Annotated in this window: 24 protein-coding genes and 1 pseudogene; 10 read left to right on the top strand and 15 right to left on the bottom strand. The window is 69.4% G+C overall.

The window, feature by feature from the left end:
* Positions 1-52: 52 nt before the first annotated feature.
* The 6 genes from BCF74_RS14440 to BCF74_RS14415 form a co-directional block, all read right to left on the bottom strand.
* On the bottom strand, positions 53-685 hold the full coding sequence (locus BCF74_RS14440; RefSeq protein WP_106298668.1) for a response regulator: 633 nt from the start codon (positions 683-685) through the stop codon (positions 53-55).
* Complete coding sequence (locus tag BCF74_RS14435) at positions 682-1,854, bottom strand: sensor histidine kinase (RefSeq protein WP_106298667.1); 1,173 nt, start codon at positions 1,852-1,854, stop codon at positions 682-684. The genes BCF74_RS14440 and BCF74_RS14435 overlap by 4 nt, the downstream gene beginning before the upstream one ends.
* A gap of 9 nt (positions 1,855-1,863) precedes the next feature.
* On the bottom strand, positions 1,864-2,466 hold the full coding sequence (locus BCF74_RS14430) for a hypothetical protein (RefSeq protein ID WP_146132985.1): 603 nt from the start codon (positions 2,464-2,466) through the stop codon (positions 1,864-1,866).
* Positions 2,467-2,624: 158 nt separating this feature from the next.
* Positions 2,625-3,077 (bottom strand): hypothetical protein, encoded by a 453-nt coding sequence (locus BCF74_RS14425; RefSeq protein WP_106298665.1) that lies wholly within the window; start codon positions 3,075-3,077, stop codon positions 2,625-2,627.
* A gap of 53 nt (positions 3,078-3,130) precedes the next feature.
* Positions 3,131-3,619 carry a hypothetical protein gene (locus BCF74_RS14420; protein ID WP_342747580.1) on the bottom strand — a complete coding sequence of 163 codons (489 nt, stop codon included), beginning with the start codon at positions 3,617-3,619 and terminating at the stop codon, positions 3,131-3,133.
* A 119-nt stretch (positions 3,620-3,738) separates the two neighbouring features.
* Positions 3,739-4,692, bottom strand: a complete 954-nt coding sequence (locus BCF74_RS14415; RefSeq protein WP_106298663.1) for a universal stress protein — start codon at positions 4,690-4,692, stop codon at positions 3,739-3,741.
* A 104-nt stretch (positions 4,693-4,796) separates the two neighbouring features.
* Between BCF74_RS14415 and BCF74_RS14410 the strand changes: the two genes are divergently transcribed.
* From BCF74_RS14410 to BCF74_RS14400, 3 genes are all read left to right on the top strand, one after another.
* Positions 4,797-5,030 carry a hypothetical protein gene (locus BCF74_RS14410; protein ID WP_106298662.1) on the top strand — a complete coding sequence of 78 codons (234 nt, stop codon included), beginning with the start codon at positions 4,797-4,799 and terminating at the stop codon, positions 5,028-5,030.
* Positions 5,031-5,108: 78 nt separating this feature from the next.
* On the top strand, positions 5,109-6,755 hold the full coding sequence (locus BCF74_RS14405) for an AMP-binding protein (protein WP_106298661.1): 1,647 nt from the start codon (positions 5,109-5,111) through the stop codon (positions 6,753-6,755).
* A 116-nt stretch (positions 6,756-6,871) separates the two neighbouring features.
* A complete protein-coding gene (locus BCF74_RS14400) occupies positions 6,872-9,685 on the top strand; it encodes a sunset domain-containing protein (RefSeq protein WP_106298660.1) in 2,814 nt (937 codons plus the stop codon).
* A gap of 139 nt (positions 9,686-9,824) precedes the next feature.
* On the opposite strand, the gene BCF74_RS14395 is transcribed toward BCF74_RS14400, so the two are convergent.
* Positions 9,825-10,322, bottom strand: a complete 498-nt coding sequence (locus BCF74_RS14395; protein ID WP_106298659.1) for a hypothetical protein — start codon at positions 10,320-10,322, stop codon at positions 9,825-9,827.
* 148 nt (positions 10,323-10,470) lie between these two features.
* Here BCF74_RS14395 and BCF74_RS14390 point away from each other — a divergent pair, with 148 nt between their 5' ends.
* The 3 genes from BCF74_RS14390 to BCF74_RS14380 all read left to right on the top strand — a co-directional run bounded on the left by BCF74_RS14390 (position 10,471) and on the right by BCF74_RS14380 (position 14,618).
* Entirely contained in the window at positions 10,471-12,042 is a 1,572-nt protein-coding gene (locus BCF74_RS14390) for a Re/Si-specific NAD(P)(+) transhydrogenase subunit alpha (RefSeq protein WP_106298658.1), read from the top strand.
* Positions 12,043-12,048: 6 nt separating this feature from the next.
* On the top strand, positions 12,049-13,467 hold the full coding sequence (gene pntB / locus BCF74_RS14385; protein WP_106298657.1) for a Re/Si-specific NAD(P)(+) transhydrogenase subunit beta: 1,419 nt from the start codon (positions 12,049-12,051) through the stop codon (positions 13,465-13,467).
* 236 nt (positions 13,468-13,703) lie between these two features.
* Positions 13,704-14,618 carry a type IV toxin-antitoxin system AbiEi family antitoxin domain-containing protein gene (locus BCF74_RS14380; protein ID WP_106298656.1) on the top strand — a complete coding sequence of 305 codons (915 nt, stop codon included), beginning with the start codon at positions 13,704-13,706 and terminating at the stop codon, positions 14,616-14,618.
* Between the two features lie 134 nt (positions 14,619-14,752).
* Here BCF74_RS14380 and BCF74_RS14375 read toward each other — a convergent pair whose 3' ends face one another.
* From BCF74_RS14375 to upp, 4 genes are all read right to left on the bottom strand, one after another.
* Entirely contained in the window at positions 14,753-16,240 is a 1,488-nt protein-coding gene (locus BCF74_RS14375) for an amino acid permease (RefSeq protein WP_106298655.1), read from the bottom strand.
* Entirely contained in the window at positions 16,237-17,148 is a 912-nt protein-coding gene (locus tag BCF74_RS14370; RefSeq protein ID WP_170070263.1) for a PH domain-containing protein, read from the bottom strand. The genes BCF74_RS14375 and BCF74_RS14370 overlap by 4 nt, the downstream gene beginning before the upstream one ends.
* 5 nt (positions 17,149-17,153) lie before the next feature.
* The gene (locus BCF74_RS17415; protein WP_170070260.1) at positions 17,154-17,330 is read right to left on the bottom strand and encodes a hypothetical protein; all 177 of its coding nucleotides are present in this window, start codon (positions 17,328-17,330) and stop codon (positions 17,154-17,156) included.
* 286 nt (positions 17,331-17,616) lie between these two features.
* Entirely contained in the window at positions 17,617-18,255 is a 639-nt protein-coding gene (gene upp, locus BCF74_RS14365) for a uracil phosphoribosyltransferase (protein WP_106298653.1), read from the bottom strand.
* An 85-nt stretch (positions 18,256-18,340) separates the two neighbouring features.
* On the opposite strand from upp, the gene BCF74_RS14360 reads away from it, so the two are divergent.
* Both BCF74_RS14360 and BCF74_RS14355 read left to right on the top strand, forming a co-directional pair.
* The gene (locus tag BCF74_RS14360) at positions 18,341-18,772 is read left to right on the top strand and encodes a nucleoside deaminase (protein WP_106298652.1); all 432 of its coding nucleotides are present in this window, start codon (positions 18,341-18,343) and stop codon (positions 18,770-18,772) included.
* The gene (locus BCF74_RS14355) at positions 18,769-19,371 is read left to right on the top strand and encodes a DedA family protein (RefSeq protein WP_106298651.1); all 603 of its coding nucleotides are present in this window, start codon (positions 18,769-18,771) and stop codon (positions 19,369-19,371) included. Before BCF74_RS14360 ends, BCF74_RS14355 begins: the two co-directional genes overlap by 4 nt.
* Before the next feature lie 88 nt (positions 19,372-19,459).
* Here the strand turns inward: BCF74_RS14355 and BCF74_RS14350 are convergent, their stop codons facing one another.
* Both BCF74_RS14350 and BCF74_RS14345 read right to left on the bottom strand, forming a co-directional pair.
* Entirely contained in the window at positions 19,460-20,362 is a 903-nt protein-coding gene (locus tag BCF74_RS14350) for a cation diffusion facilitator family transporter (RefSeq protein ID WP_106298650.1), read from the bottom strand.
* Positions 20,362-20,871, bottom strand: coding sequence for an ArsR/SmtB family transcription factor (locus tag BCF74_RS14345; protein WP_106298649.1), 510 nt, complete (start codon positions 20,869-20,871; stop codon positions 20,362-20,364). The genes BCF74_RS14350 and BCF74_RS14345 overlap by 1 nt, the downstream gene beginning before the upstream one ends.
* Before the next feature lie 465 nt (positions 20,872-21,336).
* Between BCF74_RS14345 and BCF74_RS14340 the strand changes: the two genes are divergently transcribed.
* On the top strand, positions 21,337-21,864 hold the full coding sequence (locus BCF74_RS14340; protein WP_106298648.1) for a YdeI/OmpD-associated family protein: 528 nt from the start codon (positions 21,337-21,339) through the stop codon (positions 21,862-21,864).
* Positions 21,865-22,132: 268 nt separating this feature from the next.
* Here the strand turns inward: BCF74_RS14340 and BCF74_RS14335 are convergent, their stop codons facing one another.
* The gene (locus BCF74_RS14335) at positions 22,133-24,040 is read right to left on the bottom strand and encodes an AAA family ATPase (protein ID WP_170070262.1); all 1,908 of its coding nucleotides are present in this window, start codon (positions 24,038-24,040) and stop codon (positions 22,133-22,135) included.
* Positions 24,041-24,050: 10 nt separating this feature from the next.
* Positions 24,051-25,592: a type ISP restriction/modification enzyme gene (locus tag BCF74_RS17410; RefSeq protein ID WP_170070261.1), complete on the bottom strand. Its 1,542-nt coding sequence runs from the start codon at positions 25,590-25,592 to the stop codon at positions 24,051-24,053.
* A 156-nt stretch (positions 25,593-25,748) separates the two neighbouring features.
* Between BCF74_RS17410 and BCF74_RS14330 the strand changes: the two are divergent.
* Positions 25,749-25,965 (top strand): annotated as a pseudogene (locus tag BCF74_RS14330) (ISL3 family transposase); the annotation flags it as partial.

The following is a 25,965-nucleotide window of genomic DNA, read 5'->3' as shown; positions in this document are numbered from 1 at the left end:
CGGTTCTCGCGCAGGCCGATCAGCCGTTCGGCCGGTATGCCGCGTCGACGCCTCAGGCGTGACCGGACTCCCACACCCGAGCCGCGATCTCGACGCGGTTGCGGGCCCCGAGCCGGGTCTGGATCGAGGCGAGGTGTGACTTCACCGTGCCCATCGAGATGAAGAGCTCACTCGCGATCTCGGCATTCGTCCGGCCGTGCGCGACGAGCCGGGCCACCTCGAGCTCCCGCTCGGTGAGGTCGGAGAACCCCGGCACGACCGGCTGGTCGACGCCACGAGCGCGAGTCCGCTCCAGCAACCGCACGGTGAGCTGAGGACTGATGAGTGCGTCGCCGGACGCCGCCGCCCGCACCCCCGAGACGAGCAGCTGGGGTCCCGAGTCCTTGAGCAGGAAGCCCGAGGCGCCGAGCGCGAGGGCGCGGTCGACGTACTCGTCGTGGTCGAACGTCGTGACGATGACGACCTTGGTGATGTCGGCGACCTGCCGCAGCACCTCGAGACCGTTGAGCCGCGGCATGCGGATGTCGAGCAGCGCGACGTCCGGTCGCTCGCGGCGGATGGCCTCGACCGCCTCGACACCGTCGGCGCACTGGGCGACGACATCGATGTCCTCGGCACCGTCGAGGATCATGGCGAAGCCCATGCGGACCATCTCCTGGTCGTCGGCGAGGACCACGCGGATCATGACGGTGCACCTCCTCGCGTGCCGGACGGGTCAGGGCGCGAACGCCCACGAGCATTCTCCCGCACCGGAATCCGACCCGTCACGACCCACTGACCCGAGCCGTCGAGACCGGACTCGAGGGTGCCGCCGACAACCGCCAGCCGCTCCCGGACCCCGACGAGCCCATAACCGCTGCCCCGCCCGACGCCGCCGCTGCCGACAGCGTCGTTGACGACCTCGGCGACGACGCCACTGTCGGGGTCCGACATCACCCGGACCCGCACCCGGGTCGCGCCCTGACTGTGCCGACGCACGTTGGTCAGCGCCTCGGCCACGAGCCGCTGCACGGCGGCGTCGGCTGCGGGCTCCAGGTCGAGGTCGTCGATGTCCGCGGTGACCGTCGCCGCCGACGACTCCGCGAACGCGTCCACCAGTTGCTGCAACGACCCGGCTCCCCGGCCGGTCGGGGCGAGGCTCGCGCCGACCGGCCCGACCGACGTCTCGTCGCGCAGCGCCTGCACCATCGCCCGGATCTGTCCGAGCGCCTCCTGACCGGAGGACTCGATCCGTTCGAGCACAGCCTTGGCCCGTGGGTCGCTCGTCGCTCCGGCCGAGGCCTGCGCCAACACGACGATCCCGGTCACCTCGTGGGCGACGAGGTCGTGCAGGTCCCGCGCCATCGACGTGCGCTCCTCGGAGACGACCACACGCCGCAGGATGGCGTCGCGGTCACGCTGGCTCCTGACGAGCAGCCCGACGCCGACGGCGGTCGCCACGGCCGTGGCCATCGCCATCACCAGGAGGAGAGCGAGGCTCACGTCCTCGAAGGCCGACGGGGCCAGGACCGCTACGACTCCCAGGGCAGCGACCACGACGAGGTCGCGCGTCGAACGGGCCTGTGCCGCAAGCACGCCCGACACCATGACGAGCGCCCACGCCAGCGACAGCAGCCACCACCGTTGAGATGCCGCGGCGCCCACTCCCACGAGCGCGAAGCCCAGTGCCGCGACGCCGACCGCTGACGGCAGGGTCGGCCCGGTGAACCGGGTCACCCGGACGGCACCCACCGCCAGGACACACGCGATCACGACCCCCACGACGGAGAGCACCGGCGACGCGGCGCTGGCGAGGTCGAGCAGGGCCCCCGGCACGATCGGGCCGAGGATCACCCACGGGAGCAGACGACGCACGGGACCAGCCTAGGACCGGACCATCCGGGCGTCCCGGCTCACGAGCTCGACGAGGATCCCGGACTCCGTCGCGGAGGGCTCACCGGCGAGCTCCATTCCGTCGAGCGCGGGAGCAGCAACGCTGCGCGGCGCTGGCCCGGACGACGTCGTCACGCGAATTGCCCCACCGGAGAGGCGCGCCCGGTAGGTCACCTCCGTCCCGTTCACCTTCGCCCGGTCGGTGAACGCGCCCACCTCGTCGGTGACGGGCGTGCCGGCCGCCCCCTCGGCATACGGAATCGTGACGAAGTAGCGCAGATGCTCGGCCCGGCCACTGTCGAGGTCGAGCTCCTGGACGAGGAGCCGCCGCTCGACGACGCCGTCGCCGGCGGCGAGGTCGACGTATGCCGTGGAGATGCGGTTGTCGAGCCGGCTCATCACCCAGGGACGGCCGCGAACGTTGGTGTCGGTGACGCGGGCGTCGGGCAGAACGGTGGCGACCGCGGAACGCAGGTCCCGCTCGAGCCAGGCGCCGGAGCCGGCTTCGGCGGCGACGACGCCACCGGCGAGCACCGCGGGGATGAGGAGGGGGAGGACGACGAGTGCGCGTTCGCGCTTCACGGAAGATGTCATGCCAGCGACGCTATGGACGCCGGCGGCGCCCCCACATCGGCCGGAGGACCGGACTCGCCGCCTTCGACTCGGCCGAATGGCCGAGGCGCCAGACGCACGATGCCGGACACACGGCATACGGCGCGTGCCCGGCATCGGGGGAGTGACGGGGAGGAGGGTCAGCTCACGGAGTCGAGCGTCTGCTCCTTGCCCGCGACCTCGAAGGTGTCGCCGGCGCGCTTGCCCTCGATCGCGGCATACACGGGGGAGTCGGTCGAGATGCCCTCGTAGGTGACCCCGGCGACCTCGAAGGGATCCGCGATGACGCCGACGACGTAGTGGGCGCCGCCGAACTCGACGACCGCACCCGGACCGACGTCCGAGCGCGGAGAGACGTCGAGCGCCTCGAGCTGTGAGATCTCGTCCTCCTGGCGCGAGGTCACCTCCTCGAAGATGCCGGTGAGGTCACCGGCCTCGTCGGACAGCGACTCGTCGCCGGTGTCGAGCGGGGAGTCCTGGTCGAGCTGGGCGGCGTCGTGCTCGCTGCCCACGTTGGTCTGCGAGGCCTCGAGCTGCTCCTTCGCTCGGGCGAGGAGTGCGTCCTTGACCTGCTGCTTCGCGGTGTCGTTCATGCGGACCACGATAGGTGCAGCGGCCGTGCGGCGTGACGCGGCCGGCCCCGAGGTCAGGCCCGGACCACGGTCGTCACGACCGTCGTCACCGACGGGGTGCGCGGCGTCGACGAGAACCCGAACCGGCACGGCGGGTCGATGTCGGCGAGCTCGCCGATCGGCTCACCGTTGACGCTGCCCTCCATCGCGACAACCCGGTGCAGGTCGGTCGCGCCGTAGTACTCGCGCCGCCCCTCGAGCGCCGTGCCCACCGTCCGCACGCCGGGGACGACGAGGCCGGCGACCGGGTCGACGAGCCGCGCCCACGCAGGACTATCCCCGAGCGGCCGGGGCACGGCACGCAGGAGCCGGCCGAGCGGCATACGAGGACCGACCGTGAGGTCGAGCGACACCGACGGAGAGCGCACCGCCCACCTCTCCTCGCCCGTGACCGCCACCGGCTCGATGCGCACCTCGTCGAAGTCGTAGGTCGAGGAGACGTATGCCGCGACCGCGTCATCCGGGGCGACGAGGACTCGGTGCCCGGTCGCCTTCTCGACCATGAGGTCGGTGAAGGAGCCGAGCGGGCCCGAGTCCCAGCGCCCGACGACGACGCGCGTTCCGGAGGTCGAGCCGACGCCGGCGATGCGACCGCGGAACCGGTCGCGGACGCGTCGCGCGCTCAGTCCTGGGTCTCCTTGTCGCTGCTCGCGTGCACGAGCATGACGGGGCAGCTCGCGGTCTCGAGGACCTTCTGGCTCTGCGACCCGAGGAGCATGCCGGTGAAGCCGCCGCGCCCGCGCGTCCCCATGACGAGCAGGCCTGCGTCGGCAGCGCGCTCGCTGAGGACCTTGGCCGGCGAGCCGTGGAGGACCTCGACGGTGCAGTCGACGTCGGGGTTGGCCGCGCGGAGCGGCTCGATGATCTTGTCGACGACGGCACGGTACTTCGCCTCAACCTGGCGCCACGCGTCCGTGTCGGGCGTCGTGACGACCATGCCGTCGACGACCTCGACGTTCCAGACCGTCACCGCGACGAGGGGAGCGCCGCGCAGCTTCGCGCTCCAGAACGCGCGCTCCGCGGCGGCGGCGCTGTGGGCCGAGCCGTCGATGGCGACGACGATCGGTCCGTCGGCGTCGGTGCGAGCGCCCATGGGCACGAGGACGACCGGGCTCGCGGCGTGCATCGCCGCGGCGAGCGACGGGCGGCCGAGCCCGAACTTCTGCAGGACGCTCTCGCGCGCCACGCCGACGACGACGAGACGGGCGACCCGCGACGCGTCGACGAGCGCCTGCTCCGGCTTGACGAACGGCTCGCTGCCGGTGACCGGCACGTCGGGCCAGCGCTCGCGCGCCTCGGCCATCGTCTGCTCAAGGAGGCTGCGGTTGCCGATGTCACCCTCGGGCCCGAGCGAGATCGCGTTGCCGGCGACCGGGTCGATCGCCGCGAGCTCGGCGCTGAGGTCGTGCGCGTGCAGGATGTGCAGCGGGCTCCCACTCCGCTGGGCGGAGTTGCCCGCCCAGGTGAGGCACTCGGCGTCGCGGTCGCTGTTGCCGATCCCGACGACGACCGCACCCTCGGGGATGGCGTCGCCCTCGCGCGCGTCGGCAGAGACGGTGTCAGCGTTGTCAGCCATGACGCCGACCCTACCCACGCGGCGCGCGCCGGGGGTACCTTCGGAGCATCGCACGCGAGGATCGTGCGACAGTCACGCACGACGACGACCAAGGGGGCGCGGGGATGGCCAGCAGTCTCAGCTCGACGTGGACCTGCCAGCAGTGTCGCAAGCCGCAGCGGGGCACGAAGCACCGCACCATGACCGGGCGCACGATCTGCACGAGCTGCGAACGGCTCCAGACCTCGGCAGCCCTGGGGATGCTGACGGGCGACACCACTTCGGAACAGGTGGGCCACGCCGTCGCCATCGACCGCATCCGTGGCTGGTTCCGTCGCGCGACAGGCGGGCGGGACTGAGGGGAGCCGGCCCTCTTGCCGGTATGCCGTCCGCGCGGTTGAGTGGGCCCGTCACCATCCGCCTCCGGAAGGACACCGATGTCCACGTCGACCCAGGCCGCACCCGCCGCGAACCTCTCGCACACCGTCGGGACCACCGAGCCGCCGCTGCTCGAGCAGACCATCGGCGCCAACCTCGACGCGACGGTCGCCGCGCACGGTGACCGAGAGGCGCTCGTCGACCGGGCGCAGGACATCCGCTGGACGTATGCCGAGTTCGGGGCCGAGGTGGACCGGCTCGCCAAGGCGCTCCTCGCTTCGGGGTACGAGGTGGGCGACCGCATCGGTATCTGGGCACCGAACTGCGCGCAGTGGACGGTCGCCCAGTTCGCCACCGCCAAGGTGGGCGTCATCCTCGTCAACATCAACCCGGCATACCGGTCACACGAGCTGGAGTACGTCCTCACGCAGGCCGGGATCCGCGGCCTCTTCACGGCAGAGTCGTTCAAGACGTCGAACTACGTCGCGATGATCGACGAGGTGCGCGGCTCCACGCCGGCGCTCGAGGACGTGTGGGTCATCGGCGGCGAGAGCTGGGACGCGCTGCTCGCAAGGGCCGACGAGGTCAGCGACGAGCGATTGGAGATGGTCAGTGCGGAGCTGTCTCCGACGGATGCCATCAACATCCAGTACACCTCTGGCACAACGGGATTCCCCAAGGGTGCGACGCTGAGCCACCGCAACATCCTCAACAACGGGTACTTCGTCGGCGAGCTCTGCGGCTACACGCAGGAGGACCGGATCGCCATTCCCGTGCCCTTCTACCACTGCTTCGGCATGGTCATGGGCAACCTCGCGGCCACGACGCACGGCTCGGTCATGGTCATTCCGGCACCGGGCTTCGACCCCGAGCTCACCCTCAAGGCGGTGTCGGAGGAGAAGGTCACGAGCCTCTACGGCGTGCCGACGATGTTCATCGCCGAGTGGTCGCTGCCGGGCTTCGGCGACTACGACCTCAGCACGGTCCGCACCGGGATCATGGCCGGATCCCCTTGTCCTGCAACGCTGATGACGAAGCTCATCGAGTCCGGCATCGAGGAGATGACGATCTGCTACGGCATGACCGAGACCTCACCGGTGTCGACGCAGACGCGCCGCGACGACTCCTTCGAGCGCAAGGTCGGCACCGTCGGTCGGGTCATGCCCCACCTCGAGATCAAGGTCGTCGACCCGGCGACGGGCGAGACCGTGCCGCGTGGGGAGGCGGGCGAGTTCTGCACCAAGGGGTACTCGGTGATGCTCGGCTACTGGGACCAGCAGGACAAGACCGACGAAGTGCTCGTCGACGGGTGGATGCACACCGGCGACATCGCGGTCATGGACGAGGACGGCTACGTCCAGATCACCGGCCGCATCAAGGACATGGTGATCCGCGGCGGCGAGAACATCTACCCGCGCGAGATCGAGGAGTTCCTCTACACGCACCCCGACATCGAGGACGTCCAGGTCATCGGCGTCCCCGACGAGAAGTACGGCGAGGAGCTCGCCGCCTGGATCCGCATGCGCGAGGGCGCCACCCCGTTGACCGCCGAGTCCGTCCGTGAGTTCTCGACGGGCAAGCTCGCGCACTACAAGATCCCGCGCTACGTGCGCATCGTCGACGAGTTCCCGATGACGGTGACGGGCAAGGTGCGCAAGGTCGAGATGCGCGAGGTCACGAGCCAGGAGCTCGGTCTGCAAGCGTGATCCGGCCGCGTCGGGACGGCCTACTCCCGGGAGGTTCCTGTGTATGCCGTGTGCGCGCCGGATCGGTCGTCGCGAGAACCCACATCGGCGCAGGTCGGCGGTAGTTTGGGGGAGTCATGCGGGTGCGCCTCGCACCCGACTCCCACGGTCAGGAGCACCTCAAGATGAAGTACGTCATCGGCGCCCTCGTCATCCTCGCCCTCCTTTTCGGGCTGTGGTGGTTCTTCTCGCGCAGCAAGCAGCGTGAGCTCGAGGAGCAGCGTGCCGAGGCGGCACGGTTGCGTTCGTCCGCCGAGGAGCGCGCGGTGAACCTGCGTGGTCAGGAGACGTTCGCCCAGCAGGCTGACGAGCGCGCGACCGTCGCCCGGCAGGAGGCCGAGCAGCGGGCCCGCGACGCGGAACAGAGCGCACGAGAGGCCCAGCGCGTCGAGGAGGACGCCCGGCTCCAGCGCGAGCAGGTCGAGCGCGCCCGTCAGGCACAGCAGGCCGAGCTGCGTCGCGCCGACGAGCTCGACCCCGACGTGACGGTCCGCGCCGACGACCCGCGCCCCCTGCCCGAGGACCTCGACGACGACGTCCGCTCGGTCGAGGACACGCGCGTCCAGCGGCCCGTCACCCCCGCCGCGACGGGCGCTGCTGACCGGGATGCGGCTCTCGAGCGCGATGCGGCTCCGGACCGGGATGCGAACGAGTCCTCCTGGAGCGACCGCCCGCTCGGACAGGAGCGGTCCGCCTCCGGCGAGGCGAGCTCGTGGGAGCGGGAGCAGAGCGAGGTCACCCGCGCGGACGAGGACGTCACGCGCGCGGACCAGCCGGTCGCGGGCGGCCGTCACGAGGCCGGCTCGACCCGCGGTGGCGAGGGCTGGCGTGACGAGGTCCGCGAGTCCCGCAGTGAGGACACGTGGCGCGCCGACGCCACGGACGCAGAACGTCCCGACGAGGGTCGCGACACCGGGTGGGGCGCCGGCGCGGTTGCCGCCGGTGGTGCCGTCGCCGCCGGTGGCGCCTACGCCGCGAGCCGGGGGCGTCACGAGTCCGATAGCGACGCAGGCACCCGCGACGATGCCGCACGACTGGCGTCCGGGGCGGACTATAGCGACAACGTCCAGAGTGACACCGCCTCCGGCAACAACGCCTACGGCGACACCGCCTACGGCGACACCGCCTCCGGCGCCGACCGGTCGCGCACCCCCGGTGCCGTCGAGGACGAGGCCAGCGGGACGGCATACGGCAACGAGCAACACCTCACGAGCGACACCACCGGCGGCTACCAGGGCGCCGGGACCTACCGCACCAACGACAACTACGGCGCGTCCACGTCGGTGGACGACGTCCAGTCCTCGGCGGCTGCCACGAGCGAGTGGGACAGCTCGGGCCAGTCGGCGACCCAACGATGGGAGAACGACATGAGCGACAGCACGCGCACCACCCCTGACGAGCCCGGCCGCGACGATCGCCAGGACGAGTCGGTGACCGAGTCGCAGGGCTGGGACACGACCGCTGGTGCCGGCACGGGGGTCGCCCCCGCAGCCGGTGCCGGCGCCACCGAGCAGTCGGCCTGGGATCAGGACGACGCGCGCGACGACGTCCGTCGCACCGACGACACGAACTCGACCGACTGGAGCACCGATGCTGACGCCGGCGCCGACCGTGGAGCCGACGCCGGCGCCGACATCGACCGCCGCGGCGACGCGAGCGCGCAGGGCGACTCGGACATGGCGATCATCGGGGACCCGGAGCAGTACGCCTCGACCGAGCCGCTGCCGGCCGAGGCGCAGAGCCCGGGCGTCTCCCCGACGTACGACGGCTCCCGGGATGACCTCGGCGACGAGGACGTGACGCGTCGTGACGCGGAGGGTGCTCACCGCGACGGCACGGCTGGCTCTGGCTGGGACGACCGCCGTGACGCGGACGCCCGCCTCGGCGACGACCAGCACTCGGGCGACCGCGTCACCGAGGACCGCGACACCGAGGACTACGCCTCGAACGAGCGCGTGCCCGAGGACCGCTCCTTCGACCGTGACGTCGACCGCGACCGCGACCTCGGTCGCGCCACCGACGGGGACGCTGACTTCGGTCGCGACAGCGGCAGCCACAGCGACCGGGATGGCGGGCTCGGCTCGGCCACGGTGGGCGGTGCCGCAGCAGGCGCCGCCGCTGGTGCGGCCGGCGCCGGCCTCGGCTCGCGCGACGACCGTGCGGACGCCGGCTACGGCTCGGACCAGGACGCGCGTGGTGACCAGGGGTCCGGCGGGGATGCGTGGGCCACGGGTGACCGGGACCGTCGCGACGACCAGGACTCGCACGCCGACACGACCCGTGACGGCGGCGGGTTCGCTCAGGGCGACGCCACCACCCGTGACGACCTGACGGACACGACCCGTGAGGGCATCACCGCCGACCAGGGCGCTCAGGGCAGCGACGGCACCCAGGGCGTCGGCGACGCTCGCACCCACGGCACCGGCGACGCGGGCAGCGACCAGCGCGTCGGCGACGCGGGCGGCGACCAGCGCACCGACCGCGGTGACGCCGCGCACTGGCCCGACGGCACCGACAGGATCAACATCCAGGGCGAGGACTCGACGAGCATGCGCGAGGCCTATGACGCGACGGCGGCCGACGACATCCGCGAGGGTGCGACGGCGACCGACGACCGCGCCGACATCGACGAGCAGCGGCCCGGCGGCCAGGACGCGTGGATCCGACGCATCTCGGGGGTCGAGGAGATCCGCGACGGTGGGTACGGCGTCGGCTCCGCGGCCCCGTTCGAGGACCGCGCGCAGCCGCTCGACCACCCGGTGCAGGCCTACCGCGACACGATGACCTACCGGGTCCCGGGCGCCAACGGCTACGACACGGCCGAGCCCGACGTGTGGTTCTACGACGAGGAGGCCGCCCAGCGCGCCGGCTTCACCCCCTCGCAGAGCTGACCGGGGCTGCACCTTCCACCACTGGAGGGTGCACTTCTCAGCAGCAGTCGAGAGAGACGACAGTAGGGTTCCCCGCAGCGGGGACCCTGCTGTCGTCTGTCGGCGACTCCTTGGTCGTGCGTGGCGGCGAGGCCGGCCCTCACCAGTGGCCGCCGCGCTCGCGGTCGAGCTCCTCGTCGGCGACCGGACGTCCGCCGGTGTCCTCGACGGCGACGTGGTGGCCACCCTCGGCGGGCGAGTCCGGCGCCTCACCGTCCGCCCAGGCCTGCGGGTCCTCAGCCCACGTCCGCGGGTCCTCAGCCCACGTTCGCTGGTCGGCGGACCGCGGACCGGACTGACCGGCATACGGCGTCGACGTGGTCTCCGGCGCGAGCGAGCGGTCGCTGTCGCGCCACCCCGCGCCACCAAGGCGGCTCAGTGGCACGGTCTCGTCGACCGCATCGTCGCCGTCGACCGCGCCGAACGACATCGCCGTGGGCGCACGCCCGCCGGTGGTCGTGACCTCGGGAGCCTCGTAGGAGTGCGCCGCCTCGACACGCTCGGCGTCGTCGCGGTGCCGCAGCACCCACACGAAGGCTCCCACGACGACCACGAGGGCGAGCGCCCCGACCAGCCACAGCAGCACCTCGTCGTCCATACCTCGACCGTAGCCAACCCGAGGCATGGTGCGGGGATGCGGTGCCCACGAGTCGGACGCGCCTCGTTGTGGCGCTCACATCAGAAGCGGTGAGGGCGATGGGACTAGTAGGTTCGCCAAGAATGTCCCCCCACGAGGAGGTCCACGAGTGCGCATCGGCGTCCCCAAGGAGTCGTTGGCCGGCGAGACGCGTGTCGCCGCCACGCCCAAGACCGTGGAGCGGCTCATCAAACTCGGGTATGCCGTGTTCGTCGAGTCCGGTGCCGGTCAGCTGTCGAGCTTCACCGACGAGGCGTATGCCGAGGCCGGCGCCGACGTCGTCGGCCCGGAGGTGTGGAACACCGACATCATCCTCAAGATCAACGCCCCGAGCCCCGACGAGGTCGAGAAGCTGCGCGCGGGTCAGGTGCTCGTCTCGTTGTTGTCGCCGGCGCTGAAGCCGGAGCTCGTCGACGCCCTCGCCGAGCGCGGGGTGACGGCGCTCGCGATGGACGCGGTGCCGCGCATCTCCCGCGCCCAGGCGCTCGACGTCCTCTCGTCGATGGCGAACATCGGCGGCTACCGCGCCGTCATCGAGGCGGCCAACGAGTTCGGCGGGATGTTCACCGGTCAGGTGACGGCCGCCGGCAAGGTCCCGCCGGCGACGGTGCTCGTCGTCGGCGCCGGCGTGGCTGGGCTCTCGGCGATCGGGACCGCCGGGTCACTCGGCGCGGTGGTGCGGGCGTTTGACGCCCGCCCCGAGGTGGCCGAGCAGGTCGAGTCGATGGGTGCGGACTTCCTGCACATCGAGCTCCCGGACGGGGCCGACGACTCGCCCAGCAGTGACGGCTACGCCAAGGAGACCGGCGAGGACTTCAACACCGCCGCCGAGGCGCTGTACGCGCAGCAGGCCGCCGAGGTCGACATCATCATCACCACCGCCCTCATCCCGGGGAAGCCGGCGCCGCGCCTCATCACCGAGGAGATGGTCGCGTCGATGAAGCCGGGCTCGGTCATCGTCGACATGGCTGCGTCCAACGGCGGCAACGTCGCCGGATCCGTGGCTGACGAGAAGGTCGTCACCGAGAACGGCGTGACGATCCTCGGATACACCGACCTGCCCGGCCGGTTGCCGACGCAGGCGTCGCAGCTCTTCGGCACGAACCTCGTCAACCTGTTGGCGCTCTTGACGCCGGAGAAGGACGGCGAGCTCACGCTCGACCTCGAGGACCAGGTGCAGCGCGGCATGACCGTCGTGCGCGACGGCGAGGTGATGTGGCCGCCGCCTCCGGTGCAGGTGTCGGCCGCCGCCACCGGCTTAGGCGCCCCCGATGCCACGGCGAAGTCGGGCACCGAGGCGAGCGGACGGCATACGGAAACCGTTGCGAAGCAACGCGATCCGCGACTCAAGTACCTCGCGATGGCGATCGGTGCGCTCGTCTTCGCGCTCGTGGCGTCGGCGTCGCCGGCGGTGTTCCTCGGGCACTTCACGGTGTTCGCGCTCGCGGTGATCGTCGGGTTCTACGTCATCTCCAATGTCGCGCACGCGCTGCACACGCCGCTCATGGCCGAGACCAACGCCATCAGCGGCATCATCGTCGTCGGCGGGCTGCTCCAGATCGACTCCGACGACGTGGTCGTGCGTGCGCTCGCGTTCGTCGCCATCCTCGTCGCCAGCATCAACATCTTCGGAGGGTTCGCGGTCACCGGCCGGATGCTCCAGATGTTCCGGAAGGACTGATCGCCGATGGTCACCACCAACGTCGTCACCGCGGCCTACATCGTCGCAGCGGTCTTCTTCGTGCTGTCGCTGGCCGGCTTGTCGAAGCACGAGTCCGCGGAGGAGGGCAACCGGTTCGGGATGATCGGCATGGTCATCGCGTTGGTTGCCACGGTGTGGCTGACGCTGTCGCGGTCCTCGCAGGCTCTGTCGACGCTGCTGCTCATCCTGCTCGCGATGGGCATCGGCGGCGCGATCGGCGTCTGGCGGGCGCGGCGCGTCGAGATGACGCAGATGCCCGAGCTCGTCGCGATGCTGCACTCGTTCGTCGGTCTGGCGGCGGTGCTCGTCGGGTTCAACTCGTTCTTCGAGCCGTCGGGCGGGGCCGGTGGCGCGGGTGGTGCGGGTGCGGCCGGCGGGTCCGAGGTGATCCACCTCGTCGAGGTCTTCCTCGGGGTGTTCATCGGAGCGGTGACGTTCACCGGCTCGATCGTCGCGTTCCTCAAGCTGTCGGCGCGGATCAAGTCGACCCCGCTCATGCTGCCGGCCCGGCACTGGCTCAACCTCGCCGCGCTCGTCGTGTCGGCGCTGCTGCTCGTGTGGTTCGTGCGGGAGCACTCGGTCGTGCCACTCGTGCTGATGACGGTCATCGCGCTGGCGTTCGGCTGGCACCTCGTCGCGTCGATCGGCGGCGGCGACATGCCCGTCGTCGTGTCGATGCTCAACTCGTACTCGGGGTGGGCGGCGGCGGCTGCGGGCTTCATGCTCGGCAACGACCTGCTCATCGTGACGGGCGCGCTCGTCGGTGCCTCGGGTGCGATCCTCAGCTACATCATGTGCAAGGCGATGAACCGTTCGTTCGTGTCGGTCATCGCCGGAGGCTTCGGGCAGGAGGTCTCGCTCGGGGAGGACGTCGACTACGGCGAGCACCGCGAGATCACCGCCGACGGTGTGGCCGAGCTGTTGCGGGACGCGAAGTCGGTCGTCATCACGCCGGGCTACGGCATGGCGGTGGCGCAGGCGCAGTACCCCGTCGCCGAGCTGACGAAGAAGCTGCGCGACCGCGGTGTCGACGTGCGCTTCGGGATCCACCCGGTCGCGGGCCGGCTGCCCGGGCACATGAACGTGCTGCTCGCCGAGGCGAAGGTGCCCTACGACATCGTCCTCGAGATGGACGAGATCAACGACGACTTCCCCGAGACCGACGTCGTGCTCGTGATCGGTGCGAACGACACGGTCAACCCGGCCGCCGCCGAGGACCCGGGCTCGCCGATCGCGGGGATGCCGGTGCTCGAGGTGTGGAACGCCCGAGACGTGATCGTCTTCAAGCGGTCGATGGCGACGGGTTATGCCGGGGTGCAGAACCCGCTGTTCTTCCGCGACAACAGCCAGATGCTGTTCGGCGACGCCAAGGAACGCGTCGGCGACATCCTCTCCGCCCTCTGACCCGTCTTTCGTCCCGCGGCCCACACCGGGGTCCTCACCCCAACTTGCCCACGCTGAGCGTGGGACCCGCCGCCCCATGCGGGAACCTTGAGTGAGGTGCAACTTCGGTAGTCGCACCTCACTCAAGGTTGCGCTCGCTCACCCGTTGTCCACAGGCGAGCCGAGTCGCGACCGTTGTCCACAGGCGGGGCGACGCCCAGTGGCGGCCCAGCATCTCGGTGCCCAAGGTTGCCCGCATGATCGAACTTCCCGAACCCCTGGTCGAGCTCGCGCGTGGTCAGCACGGCATGTTCACCACTCGCCAGGCCGAGAAGGCCGGGCTCACACCCTTCGCGTTGTTGGCTGCTGTGCAGGCCGGCCTCCTCGTGCACCCCGGTCGTGGTCTGTATGCCGTGAGCGCACTTGTCGACGAGACCTCACCTTCGGCGTGGCATCAGCATCTAGCCGCAGGTGCGCGACTGGTCTACCCCGACGCTGTCCTGTGCAGTGTCAGCGCTGTCATTGCACACGGTGTCGATGTCTGGGGCACCGAGCTCTCGCGGGCCAACATCCTCCGGCCGGTGCATCGATCCGCAGGAATGCAGGCCATGCGCGTCCGCAAGCTCGCTGGCCACACCGTCGTCGTGACCCCACTGGGGCCAGCCGTCGACGTGAGTACCGCACTCGCCCAGCACACCGTGGATCACGGCATCACCCAAGGGGTGGTGAGTGCGGACTGTGCCCTGCGCGACCGACTTCTCACGTTCGACCAGCTCACGGCCGCCGTCGAAGCCATGGCCGGCAACCGCAACGGGTCTCGGGGCCGTGCGATGTTGGGGTTCACGAACCCCCTTCACGAGTCGGTCGCCGAGTCTCGGACGGCCGTGGCACTGTCGATGGGCGGTCTGCAGCTGGACCCGCAGGTGGAGATTCGCGATGGCCACGGCAACTTCGTGGCACGCGTCGACTTTCTGGTTCGTGGGACGAACGTCATCGTCGAGTTCGACGGAAAACTGAAGTACGAGTCGAACGACGTCTCGGTGCTCTGGGCGGAGAAGAAGCGCGAGGACTCCTTGCGTCGCCTGGGCTACGTCATCGTCCGACTCACGTGGGCCGACCTCGAGAACGGCGCCGCTCTGGGGAAGGTGCGCGCTGTTCTCACGGCGGCGTGACGGCATACCGGCAATGTCAGAGGGTGGCGGCACGCCCGGGGGGAGCGGAACCTTGAGTGAGGTGCGACTACGGAAGTTGCATGTCACTCAAGGTTCTCGCATGGGGCGGGAAAGTTGGGGAACGGGGCGGCGGGTCAGGTGGAGGTCATGCTCGGGAGCTCGCCCTCGCGGGGCTGGCCGGCCAGCCGGGACCGGCGGTAGCCGTAGGCGAAGTAGAGGACGAACCCGATCGCCATCCAGATGAGGAACCGGATCCACGTCTCCACCGGCAGCGTCAGCATCAGGTAGAAGCTCGCCAGCGCCGACACGATCGGCAGCACCGGGCTGAACGGGACCTTGAACGGGCGCTCGATGTCCGGCCGGCGACGCCGCAGCACCGGCACGGCGATCGCGACCAGCGTGAACGCCGCGAGGGTGCCGATGTTGACCATGTACTCGAGCTTGCCGATCGGGGTGAACGCCGCCGTCAGCGCGACCAGCACACCGATCCCGATGGTGATGCGCAGCGGCGTGCCGGTGCGCGGGTTGACCTTGCCGAGCCCGCTCGGGAGCAGCCAGTCGCGCGACATCGCGAAGATGACGCGCGACGCCCCGATCATGAGCGTCATGACCACCGTCGTCAGACCGGCCACGGCACCGGCCGAGATCAACGTGGCGTACCCCGACTTGCCGACGGAGTCGAAGGCCGCGGCCAGTGCACCCGACGGCTCGATCTGGTCGTACGGCACCATGCCGGTGAGGACGATCGCCGTGGCGGCGTAGAGGATCGTGCAGATGACGAGGGTCGCGATGATGCCGATCGGCAGGTCGCGCTGCGGGTTCTTGACCTCCTCGGCGGTCGTCGCGACGACGTCGAACCCGATGTAGGCGAAGAACACCAGCGACGCCGCGGCGAAGATGCCCATGACGCCGAACGTCGTCTGCTCGAGACCGAAGAGCGCCTGCAGCAACGGCATCTCGGCCGGGGTCACGTCGACGGGCGGACCCGACGGCGGCACGAACGGCGAGTAGTTCGAGCCGTTGATGTACCCGATGCCCGCAAAGATGACGAACAGCACGATGAACACCTTGAGCGCGACGAGCGCGAGGTTGACCCGCATCGACTCCTTGATGCCCATGCTGACGAGCGCCGTCAGGACGAGCACGAGCAGCAGCGCGGGCAGGTCGAACCCGGAGCCGGGCGCGATCCCCGACGGGATCTCGATGCCGAGGTTGCCGAGGAAGATCTGGAAGTACGCCGACCACCCTTGTGCCACAACGGATGCGCCGAGGAGCATCTCGAGCAGCAGGTCCCAGCCGATGATCCACGCGACGAGCTCGCCGAGCGACGCATACGAGAACGTGTAGGCCGACCCGGACACCGGCACCGTCGACGCGAACTCCGCGTAGCACAGCGCCGCGAGCCCGCAGACGACCGCCGCGATGATGAACGAGATGACGACGGACGGCCCGGCGAGCTGGTTGGCGGCCCGCCCGGCGACGGTGAAGATGCCGGCACCGATGACGACGCCGACACCGAAGACGGTGAGGTCGAGCGCGGTGAGCCGCTTCTTGAGCTGGTACTCGGGCTCGTCGCCCTCACGGATCGACTGCTCGATCGTCTTCGTCCTGAGGACGCTCATCGCAGACCCCTTCCTCTCCTCCTGGTCCGCGGCCGGATGACCGGGATCTCGCCAGTGTCCTCCAAGCGCGAGGCCTCGACGAGGTCAGCGCTGCGATACAACGTCCGGTGCGGCGGCGGTGCCGGACGGCGTTCCCGCACAGGGTTCCGTATGCCGTCCGCGCCGGTCCCGTCGTCGCCTCGCCGACCGCGGCCGTCGCCGCGGCCACCGCGGCCGCGCGCCAGGTGCTCACGCCACCCGTGCGGGTCCTCCCACCCGTCCTGCCAGCCGTCGTCCCAGGTGTCACGAGGATCGCGCGGGTCCCGCCCGCGAGGGTCGCCGTCGCCCGGGCCGTATCCGCCTGGACCCTCGTCGTCCCACCCGTCGTCGCCGTCGTCCCAGTCGTCATCGGGGTCGACGGGAGCGTCGGAGCCGAAGAGCACGGTGCAGATCGCGCGGTAGTGACGGTCGGCGTTGGGCACGTACTCGATGTGACCGAGCGCCTGGTCCTGCCCCGCCGACTCGAGGAGGAAGGTGCCGTAGCCGATGATCCGGCCCATGATCGAGCGGTCGAAGGTCATGTCGGTGACCTTGGTCAGCGGCATCATCGCGACCTTGCGCCGGATGAACCCGTAGAAGAGGAGGAAGCGCTTGTCGGTCGCGACGAACCAGTCGTGCCGCCAGTTGAGGTAGCGCCAGAGCAGGTAGCCGGCGCCCCCGAACGCCGCCCACCAGAAGATGTTCGCGATGATGGCGCCGCCCTGGGTGCGGGGCGCCTCGGCCTCGACGAAGGTCGCGAGGAACAGCAGCCCGACGAACGCGAGGATCGGCCGGATCTGCGAGAACCAGTGCTGGCGGACGACGGCGACGACTTCCTCACCGGGGACGAGGTACCTCTCCAGCTCCTTGTCGACGCGCCCCAGCGGCACCAAGGTCAGCTCCGGGCGATGAGCGAGTCGAAGAAGCGCGCGATGTTGGTGACACCGTTGGTGATGACCTCCCACGCGCTGCCGACGATGTCAGCGGCCTGGGTCGGCGAGGTCACGATGGCGTAGAGCAGGAAGATGACGATCAGCCACGTGACGATCTTCTTGACCGGGGGCATGGACACGTCCGCTCTCTCTCGAAGGCAAGCACTCGACTCGTTCGTGGCCACGCTCGCGCGGAGACCACACTGCACCCCACATGCTGACAGATGTGACTGGTGTGACTCGTGATGCGCTGCGGCGTGTCGTTCCGGTTGCCGGGTGCGCGCGTATGCCGTGTCGTTCCGTATGCCGTGTGCGACTCGTATGCCGTGTGCGCCCACCGCCGTATGCCGTGTGCGCGCGGCCACGCGTCGCCTCGCCGGGCTGACCCCCACCCACAGCGAGCGCGGCGCGCGGAGCCAAGTGACGTCAGACGACGCCGTACAGGCGGTCGCCGGCGTCCCCGAGTCCGGGGACGATGTAGCCGAGCTCGTTGAGCTGCTGGTCGATCGAGCCGGTGACGAGCGTGACCGGCACACCTGCGTCGGCGAGCGACTTCTCCATGTGGCTGATGCCCTCCGGCGCGGCGAGGAGAGTCACCGCGGTGATGTCGTCGGCGCCGCGCTCGAGGAGGTAGTTGATCGCGTCGACCATCGAGCCGCCGGTGGCGAGCATCGGGTCGAGCACGTAGACCTGCCGGCCGGAGAGGTCGTCCGGCAGCCGGTTCGCGTACGTCACCGGCTGGAAGGTCTCCTCGTCGCGCTGCATCCCGAGGAAGCCGACCTCGGCGCTCGGGAGCAGGCGCACCATGCCCTCGAGCATGCCGAGGCCGGCGCGCAGGATCGGGACGATGAGCGGCTTGGGGTTGGAGAGCTTGATGCCGGTCGTGGCGGCCACGGGCGTCTCGATCTCGAACGGCTCGACCCGCACCTCGCGCGTCGCCTCGTAGGCCAGCAGCGTCATGAGCTCCTCGGCCAGCCGTCGGAACGTCGGGGAGTCCGTCCGCTTGTCCCTCAGGTACGTCAGCTTGTGTGCGATGAGGGGGTGGTCGGCAACGTGAACGCGCATGGGTGAAACTTAGCGCGTGAGCAGTCCCGCAGGACCAGCCTCCGGACCCTCGTCCACGCCCCGGCGCGAGGAGTATGCCGGCGCCATGCGTCGCGCGCTCGAGCTCGCCTCCCGGGCCGGTCGCGAGGGCGACGTCCCGGTGGGGGCCGTGGTCCTCGACCCCGCCGGAGAGGTCATCGGCGAGGGACGCAACCTGCGCGAGGTCGACACCGACCCCACGGCGCACGCCGAGGTCGTGGCACTCAGGGCGGCCGCACGGCATACGGGCTCGTGGCGGCTCGAAGGCTGCACCCTCGTCGTCACCCTCGAACCGTGCCCCATGTGCGCGGGCGCCGCGATGCTGGCGCGGATCGGCCGGATCGTCCTCGGCGCGTGGGACCCCAAGCTCGGAGCGACCGGCTCGGTGTGGGATGTCGTGCGCGACCGCCGGGCGACGCACCGCATCGAGGTCGTCGGCGGGGTCCTCGAGGAGGACGCGTCGCGGCTGCTGCTCGACTTCTTCGGTGAGCGCCGGTGACCGACCTCCTGGGGACGCTGCTCGACCAGCCGCCGTGGCTCATCCTCACGGTGTCGGCGCTCGTCGTGTTCGGCGAGTGCGCCCTGTTCGTCGGCATGGTGCTGCCCGGTGAGACGGTCGCCGTGCTTGCCGGCGCGGCTGCGGCGCTCGGCCGGACCTCCCTCGTCTGGGTGGTCGTCGTCGTCCTCGCCGCCGCGCTCATCGGCGACAACGTCGGGTATGCCGTGGGGAGGCGCTACGGTCCGCGGCTGCACAGCCGGGTCACCCAGCCGGCCCGGCTGGCCCGGCTCGCAGCGGCCGAGGAGGCGTTGGTACGGCGTGGTGGCGTGGCGGTCGTCGTGGGGCGCTGGACGCCGTTCGTCCGTTCGGTCATGCCGTCGATGGCCGGCATGTCCGGTATGCCGTGGTCGCGCTTCCTGCTGTGGGACCTGCTCGGCGCCGGGTCGTGGTCGGTGGTCTCGGTGCTGGCGGGTTATGGGGCGGGCAAGTCCTACGAGAAGGTCGTGGACTGGTTCGGCACGGTGGGGGCGGTGCTGCTCGGCGTCGTCATCGTGGCCGGTGTCGCGGCGTGGAGCTGGCGCCGCACCGCCAGCGTCTGACTCTGTAACTTCCGGACTCTGCAACTCTGTGAGTTGCAGAGTTACAGAGTCCGGAAGTTACTGAGTTACAGAGTCGACCGGTGTCACCTCACCAGGCGACCTCCTGGCAGCCCTTGTGGGTGTCGGGCTCGACCTGGAGGGTGGCGTGCTCGACGCCGAACTGGGTCTTCATGACCTCGCGGGCCCGGTCGAGGACGTCGTGACCGTCGACGTCGCTGCCCGTCATCAGGTGCGCGGTGGCGACGTTCATGCCGGAGGTCAGGGTCCAGACGTGCAGGTCGTGGACGTCCTTCACGCCGGGGACGGCGGCGAGGGCGTTCGTGACCTCGTCAGCCTTGAGGTCCGCCGGGGCGTGCTGGCCGAGGACGGTCAGCACCTCGCGGCCGAGCACGACGGCCCGGAAGAAGACGAAGATCGCGATCGCGAGGGCGATGCCGGTGTCCCACCAGGCGTTGCCGGTCCAGCCGACCATGATGCCGGCGACGATGACGCCGACCGAGCCGAGCGCGTCGGCGAAGACCTCGAGGTAGGCGCCCTTGATGTTGAGCGAGTCGGAGGCGCCCGAGCGCAGCAGCGACAGCGAGATGACGTTGATGACAAGGCCGAGGGCACCGACCCAGAGCATGGTGCTGCTCGTCGGTTCGACTTGCTCGCCGATGCGGCCAATGGCCTCGACGGCGATGTAGATGCTCACGCCGATCATGAGGAGGACGGCGATGCCCGAGGCGAAGACCTCGGCGCGGTAGGAGCCGTAGGTGCGGCGACCGGTCGTGTCCTTGCGTCCGGCGATGCTCGTCGCGACGAGGGCGGCGCCGAGCGCGACGACGTCGGCGGCCATGTGTCCGGCGTCGCTGATGAGTGCCAGCGACTGCGAGATGATGCCGAAGACCAGCTCGACGACGAAGAACGTCGCGGTCAGCCCGAAGGCGAGCTGGAGGCGCCAGCGGTGCGTCCCCGCGGCGCTGTGGCTGTGGCTGTGTCCGCTACCCATCATGAGCTCCTGTGGTTCGTGTCGGTGGTCGTGCTGTCGGTGGGGGTGGTGTGCCGGCTCGGCCGGGTGGTGTTGGAGGCGTGCGCCGTGCCGCGTCGCGGGGCGCGGCTCGTGGTGCGGGTGCGCGAGCGCTTCGGCGGCTGCGGCTTGTCGTGGTGGTCCGGGTCGTCGTGGCCGGTGGCCTCGAGCAGCTGGTCGGCGTCGGCGAAGAGACACTCGAGCAGCTCGGGGTGGCTCAGCCGGTAGACCGACGAGCGACCCACGGGCTGGACCTCGACGAGGCCGCACTCGCGCAGCCAGGTCAAGTGGGTCGAGACCGTCGACTGGGCGAGTCCGAGGTGGGCGGTGAGCTCGACGACGCGGTGTTCGCCGAGCTGGAGGTGACGCAGGATCGCGATGCGTCCGGGGTCGCCGAGCGCCCGGAAGAGGTGGGCGGCGCTGGCGGCGGCTGCGCGCTCGTCGACGGGGGTGCCGGGTTCGGCCGCCCGTCCCTGCTGATTCATCGCCATATGTCGATGATAGCGACGCCAGCCGATCCCGCCAAATACCTGGGTGGACCGGCGGACATGCAGTGGCGGGTCTGACCACCGCGGCACGCGCACGGCATACCGCGCGGGCGCCCTATTGCATGTCCGGAGGCACGGCGGATAACCCGTTGCAGAGGTGCGCGGGGCGGCATACCGTCGAAGGACACGGAAGGGAGGTGGTCCAGGAAGTGATTTCTCATTGGACGCGTGAGGTGACTGCGCGCTAGTCGTGCACCTCTGCCGAGGTCGCGCCGACCGGCGCAATCCCAGCAGCTCACCGCAGCCCGCGGGCCGTGCAGGTCGTCCCCTGCACATGCCTTCCTCCCGACCGCAGTGGTCGTGTGGGTGGCAGGCCCGCGGGCTGTTCCATGTCTGCGGCGTCATCGGCCGTATGCCGGTGAGTTCCGTATGCCGTGTGGGGCCCGTGGCGGCGGCTACCGTGGGCGTATGGCGATCACGTTCGACGGCACGGTGCGACAAATCGGCGAGCGGCTCATCGTCGAGCTGCCCGACGCGGCGAGCCAGGAGCTTCCCTCGCGGGGCCAGGTGGCCGTCGAGGGGACGTTCGGCGGGAAGAAGTTCGAGACGGTCCTCGAGCCGGACGGCCGCAAGGGGCACTTCATCGCCGTCTCCGATGCGCTGCCCGGCGCGGACGGCTTGGCTGCCAGTGACACGGTCGCGGTCGACGTCACCCCGACGAAGGCTTGGCCCGAGCCGGAGGTCCCGGACGACCTCGGCGCGGCGCTCGCGGACGCCCCGGACCTTGAGGACACATGGAGTGACATCACGCCGATGGCCCGTTGGGAGTGGGTCCGCTGGGTCGGTGCGACGAAGAACCCGGCCACGCGCGAGCGGCGCGTCGAGGTGAGCATCGACAAGCTGCGGAACGGCAAGCGCCGGCCGTGCTGCTTCGACCTCGCATCGTGCACGGACCCCGAGCTGGCCAAGAGCGGCAAGCTCATCGAGGCCGACTGAGCGCCGCCACTGCGCGGCAGGACTCTGCGCGGGGAAGGCCCGGTCGCGCACGACTCCGGGGCACCTTCCGAAGGACGATGGGATCCGCGCTGGTTACGCCGGCTGCTTCTTCGCCGGCGCGAGCCCGCGCTCCCGGCAGTCCCTGCGTCAGGCGACCACCAAGGACCCCCCGGTCGCAAACAAGCTCCCGGGAGCTGATCCGCTGTGACGTTGAGAAATGCCCCCAATACAAGGTCGCCGACGACCGGTCGCCTCCGATTATGCCTCGCTAGTTCGGCTCCGCTTTGAAGGCCTGCGTGAATTTGGCGTGCAGGCTGACTAGGGCGCGTTTCCCGGTCTGGGTAAGGCGGACATCGGCGCGGAGAAGCACGTACGCCATCTCGACCTTGCTGGGGGTGCGCACCTTGTTGCGCTTGGCCCAGTCGGTGAAGGCCTTGGCGATGGGTATCCCATCGGGGATGTCGGTTGCGGCAAACTGTTGGGACTGTCCCATGGCTTTGATGAAGTTGTTCGCCACGGCGAGGTAGTCGTCTCGGTTGATGAGGTCTTCGACGGCGTGCGCAGTGGGGAGCCCGAAGATGCGCTTTCCGTCGACTCCGACCTCCCTGAGCGCTGCCGTGTGCTCGTTGCCTCCGTTGTCGCCGTCGGTGAGGTAGACGACCTTGGCGGCGACCTCCTCGACGCGGATTCCGGAGCCATGGGCGTTAGCGAGGCCGGGCGCTATCTGGTAGTCGAGGTCCTCAAGCCGAGTCGCCTTCCGGATGAGTGTCGGCAGGAGCACCATGTCAGATGCCCCTTCGGCCAACACGGCGTTGCGGCACATGGAGAAGGCTGCTGCGCCTGCCCCCATGGCGAAGAGCAATGGGGAGAACCCGGGCCCTTCGCCTTCCCAGAAGTTGTTCTTGATGATGCTCGCGTCGGCGAATTCGGGGTCACGGGTAAGCACCCGGATCCCTGTGCCGAGGTCGCTCGGCAGGCATCCGGGCGAATGTGTTGTGTAGAAGACTTGGGTAGCGTCGACGCTCTTGAGTAGGGCGCTGACAAGGTCCGCTTGGGCGTCATAGTGGAGGTGCGTCTCGGCCTCGTCGATGAGGAGGACGGGCGGCACCTTGTGACCGCTGGATGCGAGGAACGCGACGAGAGCGACGAAGGTCTTGAGTCCGTCGCTGCGTTCGGCGATGTTGGTAACGTCGCCGTTGTCGTTGAGTTCTTTCAGGAGAACTTCGAGCAGGGTGCCGTTGACGTTGAAGCGGACGGTGACTTGGCTCTGATTCCAGGCTTGGTCGAAGAGTGCGCGCAGGCGCTCGTTGCCGCGCTCGAGTGCGGTCTCTCGCTTCGTGGAGTCGCCGGTCTGGATGTGGCTCCACATGTCGTCGAGGTCGATGTCCGCGAGAAAGAGCAGTCGCTCGACGGCCCGTGAAACAGCTCGGCTTTCGGGCTGCAAGTTGTAGGACGTCTCGAGTGTTCGGTCTTCGTCCTCAAAGAGCACAAAGTCAGGGACTCGGTCGGCGATCGCGCTCCAGACAGAGTCTGACGGGTGGTCCTCGGTGACTAAGTGGCGGACGTTGTCGAGCATCTGCGCGAGCCCTGCGTCGCGCGGCTGTTTCCGACCGGTAGGGATCTCCCTCAGCCATGTGGCGAGCAATTCGACCGCGTCAATCCACTGCGAAGACCATTCTTCGTCCGGCGCTGCGAGCGCCTCGCTAACAGTGACAGCCCAGTCGTTGGGGTCTTGCTCGTCTTCGTCAGCGGCCGCAGCGAACTGAGCAGCCAGCCTTGTGCTGATGGCTTTGGCGAGCCGTACGCGTGCCAGTTCGAACGGCTTGGCCGGACGTGTGGGACGCGGAGATAAGACGCGGATGCGGCTGCCATCTCGCTTCCTATACAACTCCAGCGTCGTTGGTGGGTTGTCCATTTCGATGTCAGCGAAGGCCGTCTTGTCGTCGTCATCCAATTCGTAGAACACCTTCACCACAGCGGATCGGTCCGTCGCGGGTGGCCGGCTTCGGTTGTAGTCGACGGACGTGACCTTCCCACCGCGAGCGAACCACCGCAGCCCACGTAGAACCGTTGACTTGCCAGCTTCGTTGAACCCGACGAACGCGGTCAACGGGCCGTCGATACCGGTGCCTGTCCTCGCGAGGCGGCGATAGCCGTTGAACTCGATTCTGCTCACCCGCATACGGCTACTCCTGTCCGTTGTGGTTATTAATCTGGGCAATGTCCCCCAGTGAAGGTGGCTGGTCGCTCGCTTGCAGCGGATTCCCCCCATCGCCCAAGAGGCCGCCGACGAGAGGCATTTTGGGGTCATGGTCGCGGTTGGTCGTAGGCCAGATGGTGCCCAGGCTGACCAAGTCCTCCTTGGTCAGCAGGGGTGCTTCGAGGATCGCTGCGAGCAGGTCTTCGGCTGGTCGCTCCAGTTTGACGAGTTGAGTGAGGAGGACGATCAGTTCGGTCAGCTCGGTGCTCCAGTCGGAGTTCCACCCGGTGGCGTTGATGTCGTCTAGGGGGGAGGTGCGCCGCTTGTCGGGATTGACCGTGCGGTAGTTCAGCCAGGAGTCGAGGACCTGGGTGCCGCCGACCGTGTAGCCGACGGCCTCAGGGCTCACATTGTTCCAGCGGCCGGGACCGACGTGGAGTTCCTTTTCGGCCGGGGTGTAGCGGTAGGTGGAAGGTGCTGCACCACCGACGGGGACCGCGTACTCAGGAAGCAGTTCGCGCGCGATGCTCGCCATGATGTCGGTGTAGCCCTCAGGGTGGTTTCCTGCTTGGCCATAGGTGTGCAGCCAGATGATGTGGTGGCCTAGGCTCACGGCCCGGGCCCAGAGTGCGGGGTCCTTGGTGATTGGAATACGGACACCTGGTGTACGCAGTTCGGTGTCGAACTCGGTGACGTAGCCGCGATGACCGGCCACGCCCGCGACGTAGGCGAACACATCCTCGCCAGTGACTTCTCCGCCGAGCGCCTGAGACAGAGCTGCTGATAGGCCGGGGGCGACGTTGGGTTCACCGTTGGGGTGAAGCATTGGCAGGGTGCGTCCGCCGCCGGAGCCTCGGAAACAGTGAACGTCGGGGATGAGGGCGCTGTAGGCAAGCCCAGGTCCGGCGCCCGGGTGTTCGGAGTGGAGCTCAACGGCAAACACCTGACCGGGGATTCGGCCAGTCCACAGTGTCGGGCTGGGCTGGTTCAGGAGCCGCGAGTCGGCGATGAGCCATTGGCGGTCGAACGCCCGGAATCCCACCCGCACGAATCTTGGCTCGGTGACCATGGTGATGTCGTCGAACTTCTTCTGTGTGTCCTGCTCCGTGTCAGTGCCGGGGAGTGGCTCCTTGACGCGAAGCAGGCTCCCGTCGCCACGGTCGCGCCGTCCGCCCCGGAGATGTTCGACGAACTTGTGGGCTTTCTCGTCTGGCTTGTCCTCGTTGACGAGTTCACGGAGTCGCTGTTCCAGGATGCCCGTCTCGGGGGCGTATACCCAGTTGCGGCCAGCCATGATGCCGTTGCGTCGCCACGGGAAAACGTCGTCGGCAGCAGGGTGGTCGTCCCATGCTGTCTCGGGTGCGGGGGTGAACGGTGCGGTCCAGTCGGTTCGTACGTCGACCCAGCCGTCTTGTTCCAAGGTCAGGCTTGCCAGGGCTTCGAACTTCTCCGCGCGGGTGCCGGGGATGTCGATGTACTTGATGTCGGCGGGGACGTCGGGGTCTGTGCCTTCTTGACGTACGAACATGGCGATGACGACCGGGGTTTCGATGGCGAAAACCGGCTCTTCACCGATGAGTGTGGGGTGAGCGCGGCGCGCCGGTTGGCTGGTTGAGGGTGGGAAGGGTCGAGGCCCTCGAAGATCAGGGGACTTCTACCTCTCCTGAACGCAAGGACCTCGACGATGCCCGAGCCTACGTTGTGCTGCCGTGCCGGTGGCGACTACTGCGACCGTTGCGACCTCCTCGTCGGCCTGCCGGGATTGCATGTCATCGCCGTCGAACGCGACGACCGTGACCGGCTCGTCGTGATGGTGGAGTCAGCGGCCGAGGCGATGGGGTGTCGCTCGTGTGGGGTCATCGTCCACGGGCATGGCCGGGTGAACGTCCACCTGGTCGACG

Source organism: Knoellia remsis (genome assembly GCF_003002895.1).
GTDB lineage: Bacteria > Actinomycetota > Actinomycetes > Actinomycetales > Dermatophilaceae > Knoellia > Knoellia remsis.
Note: the sequence above shows the minus strand (reverse complement) of the source record. Positions and strands in the feature narration are given on the sequence as shown.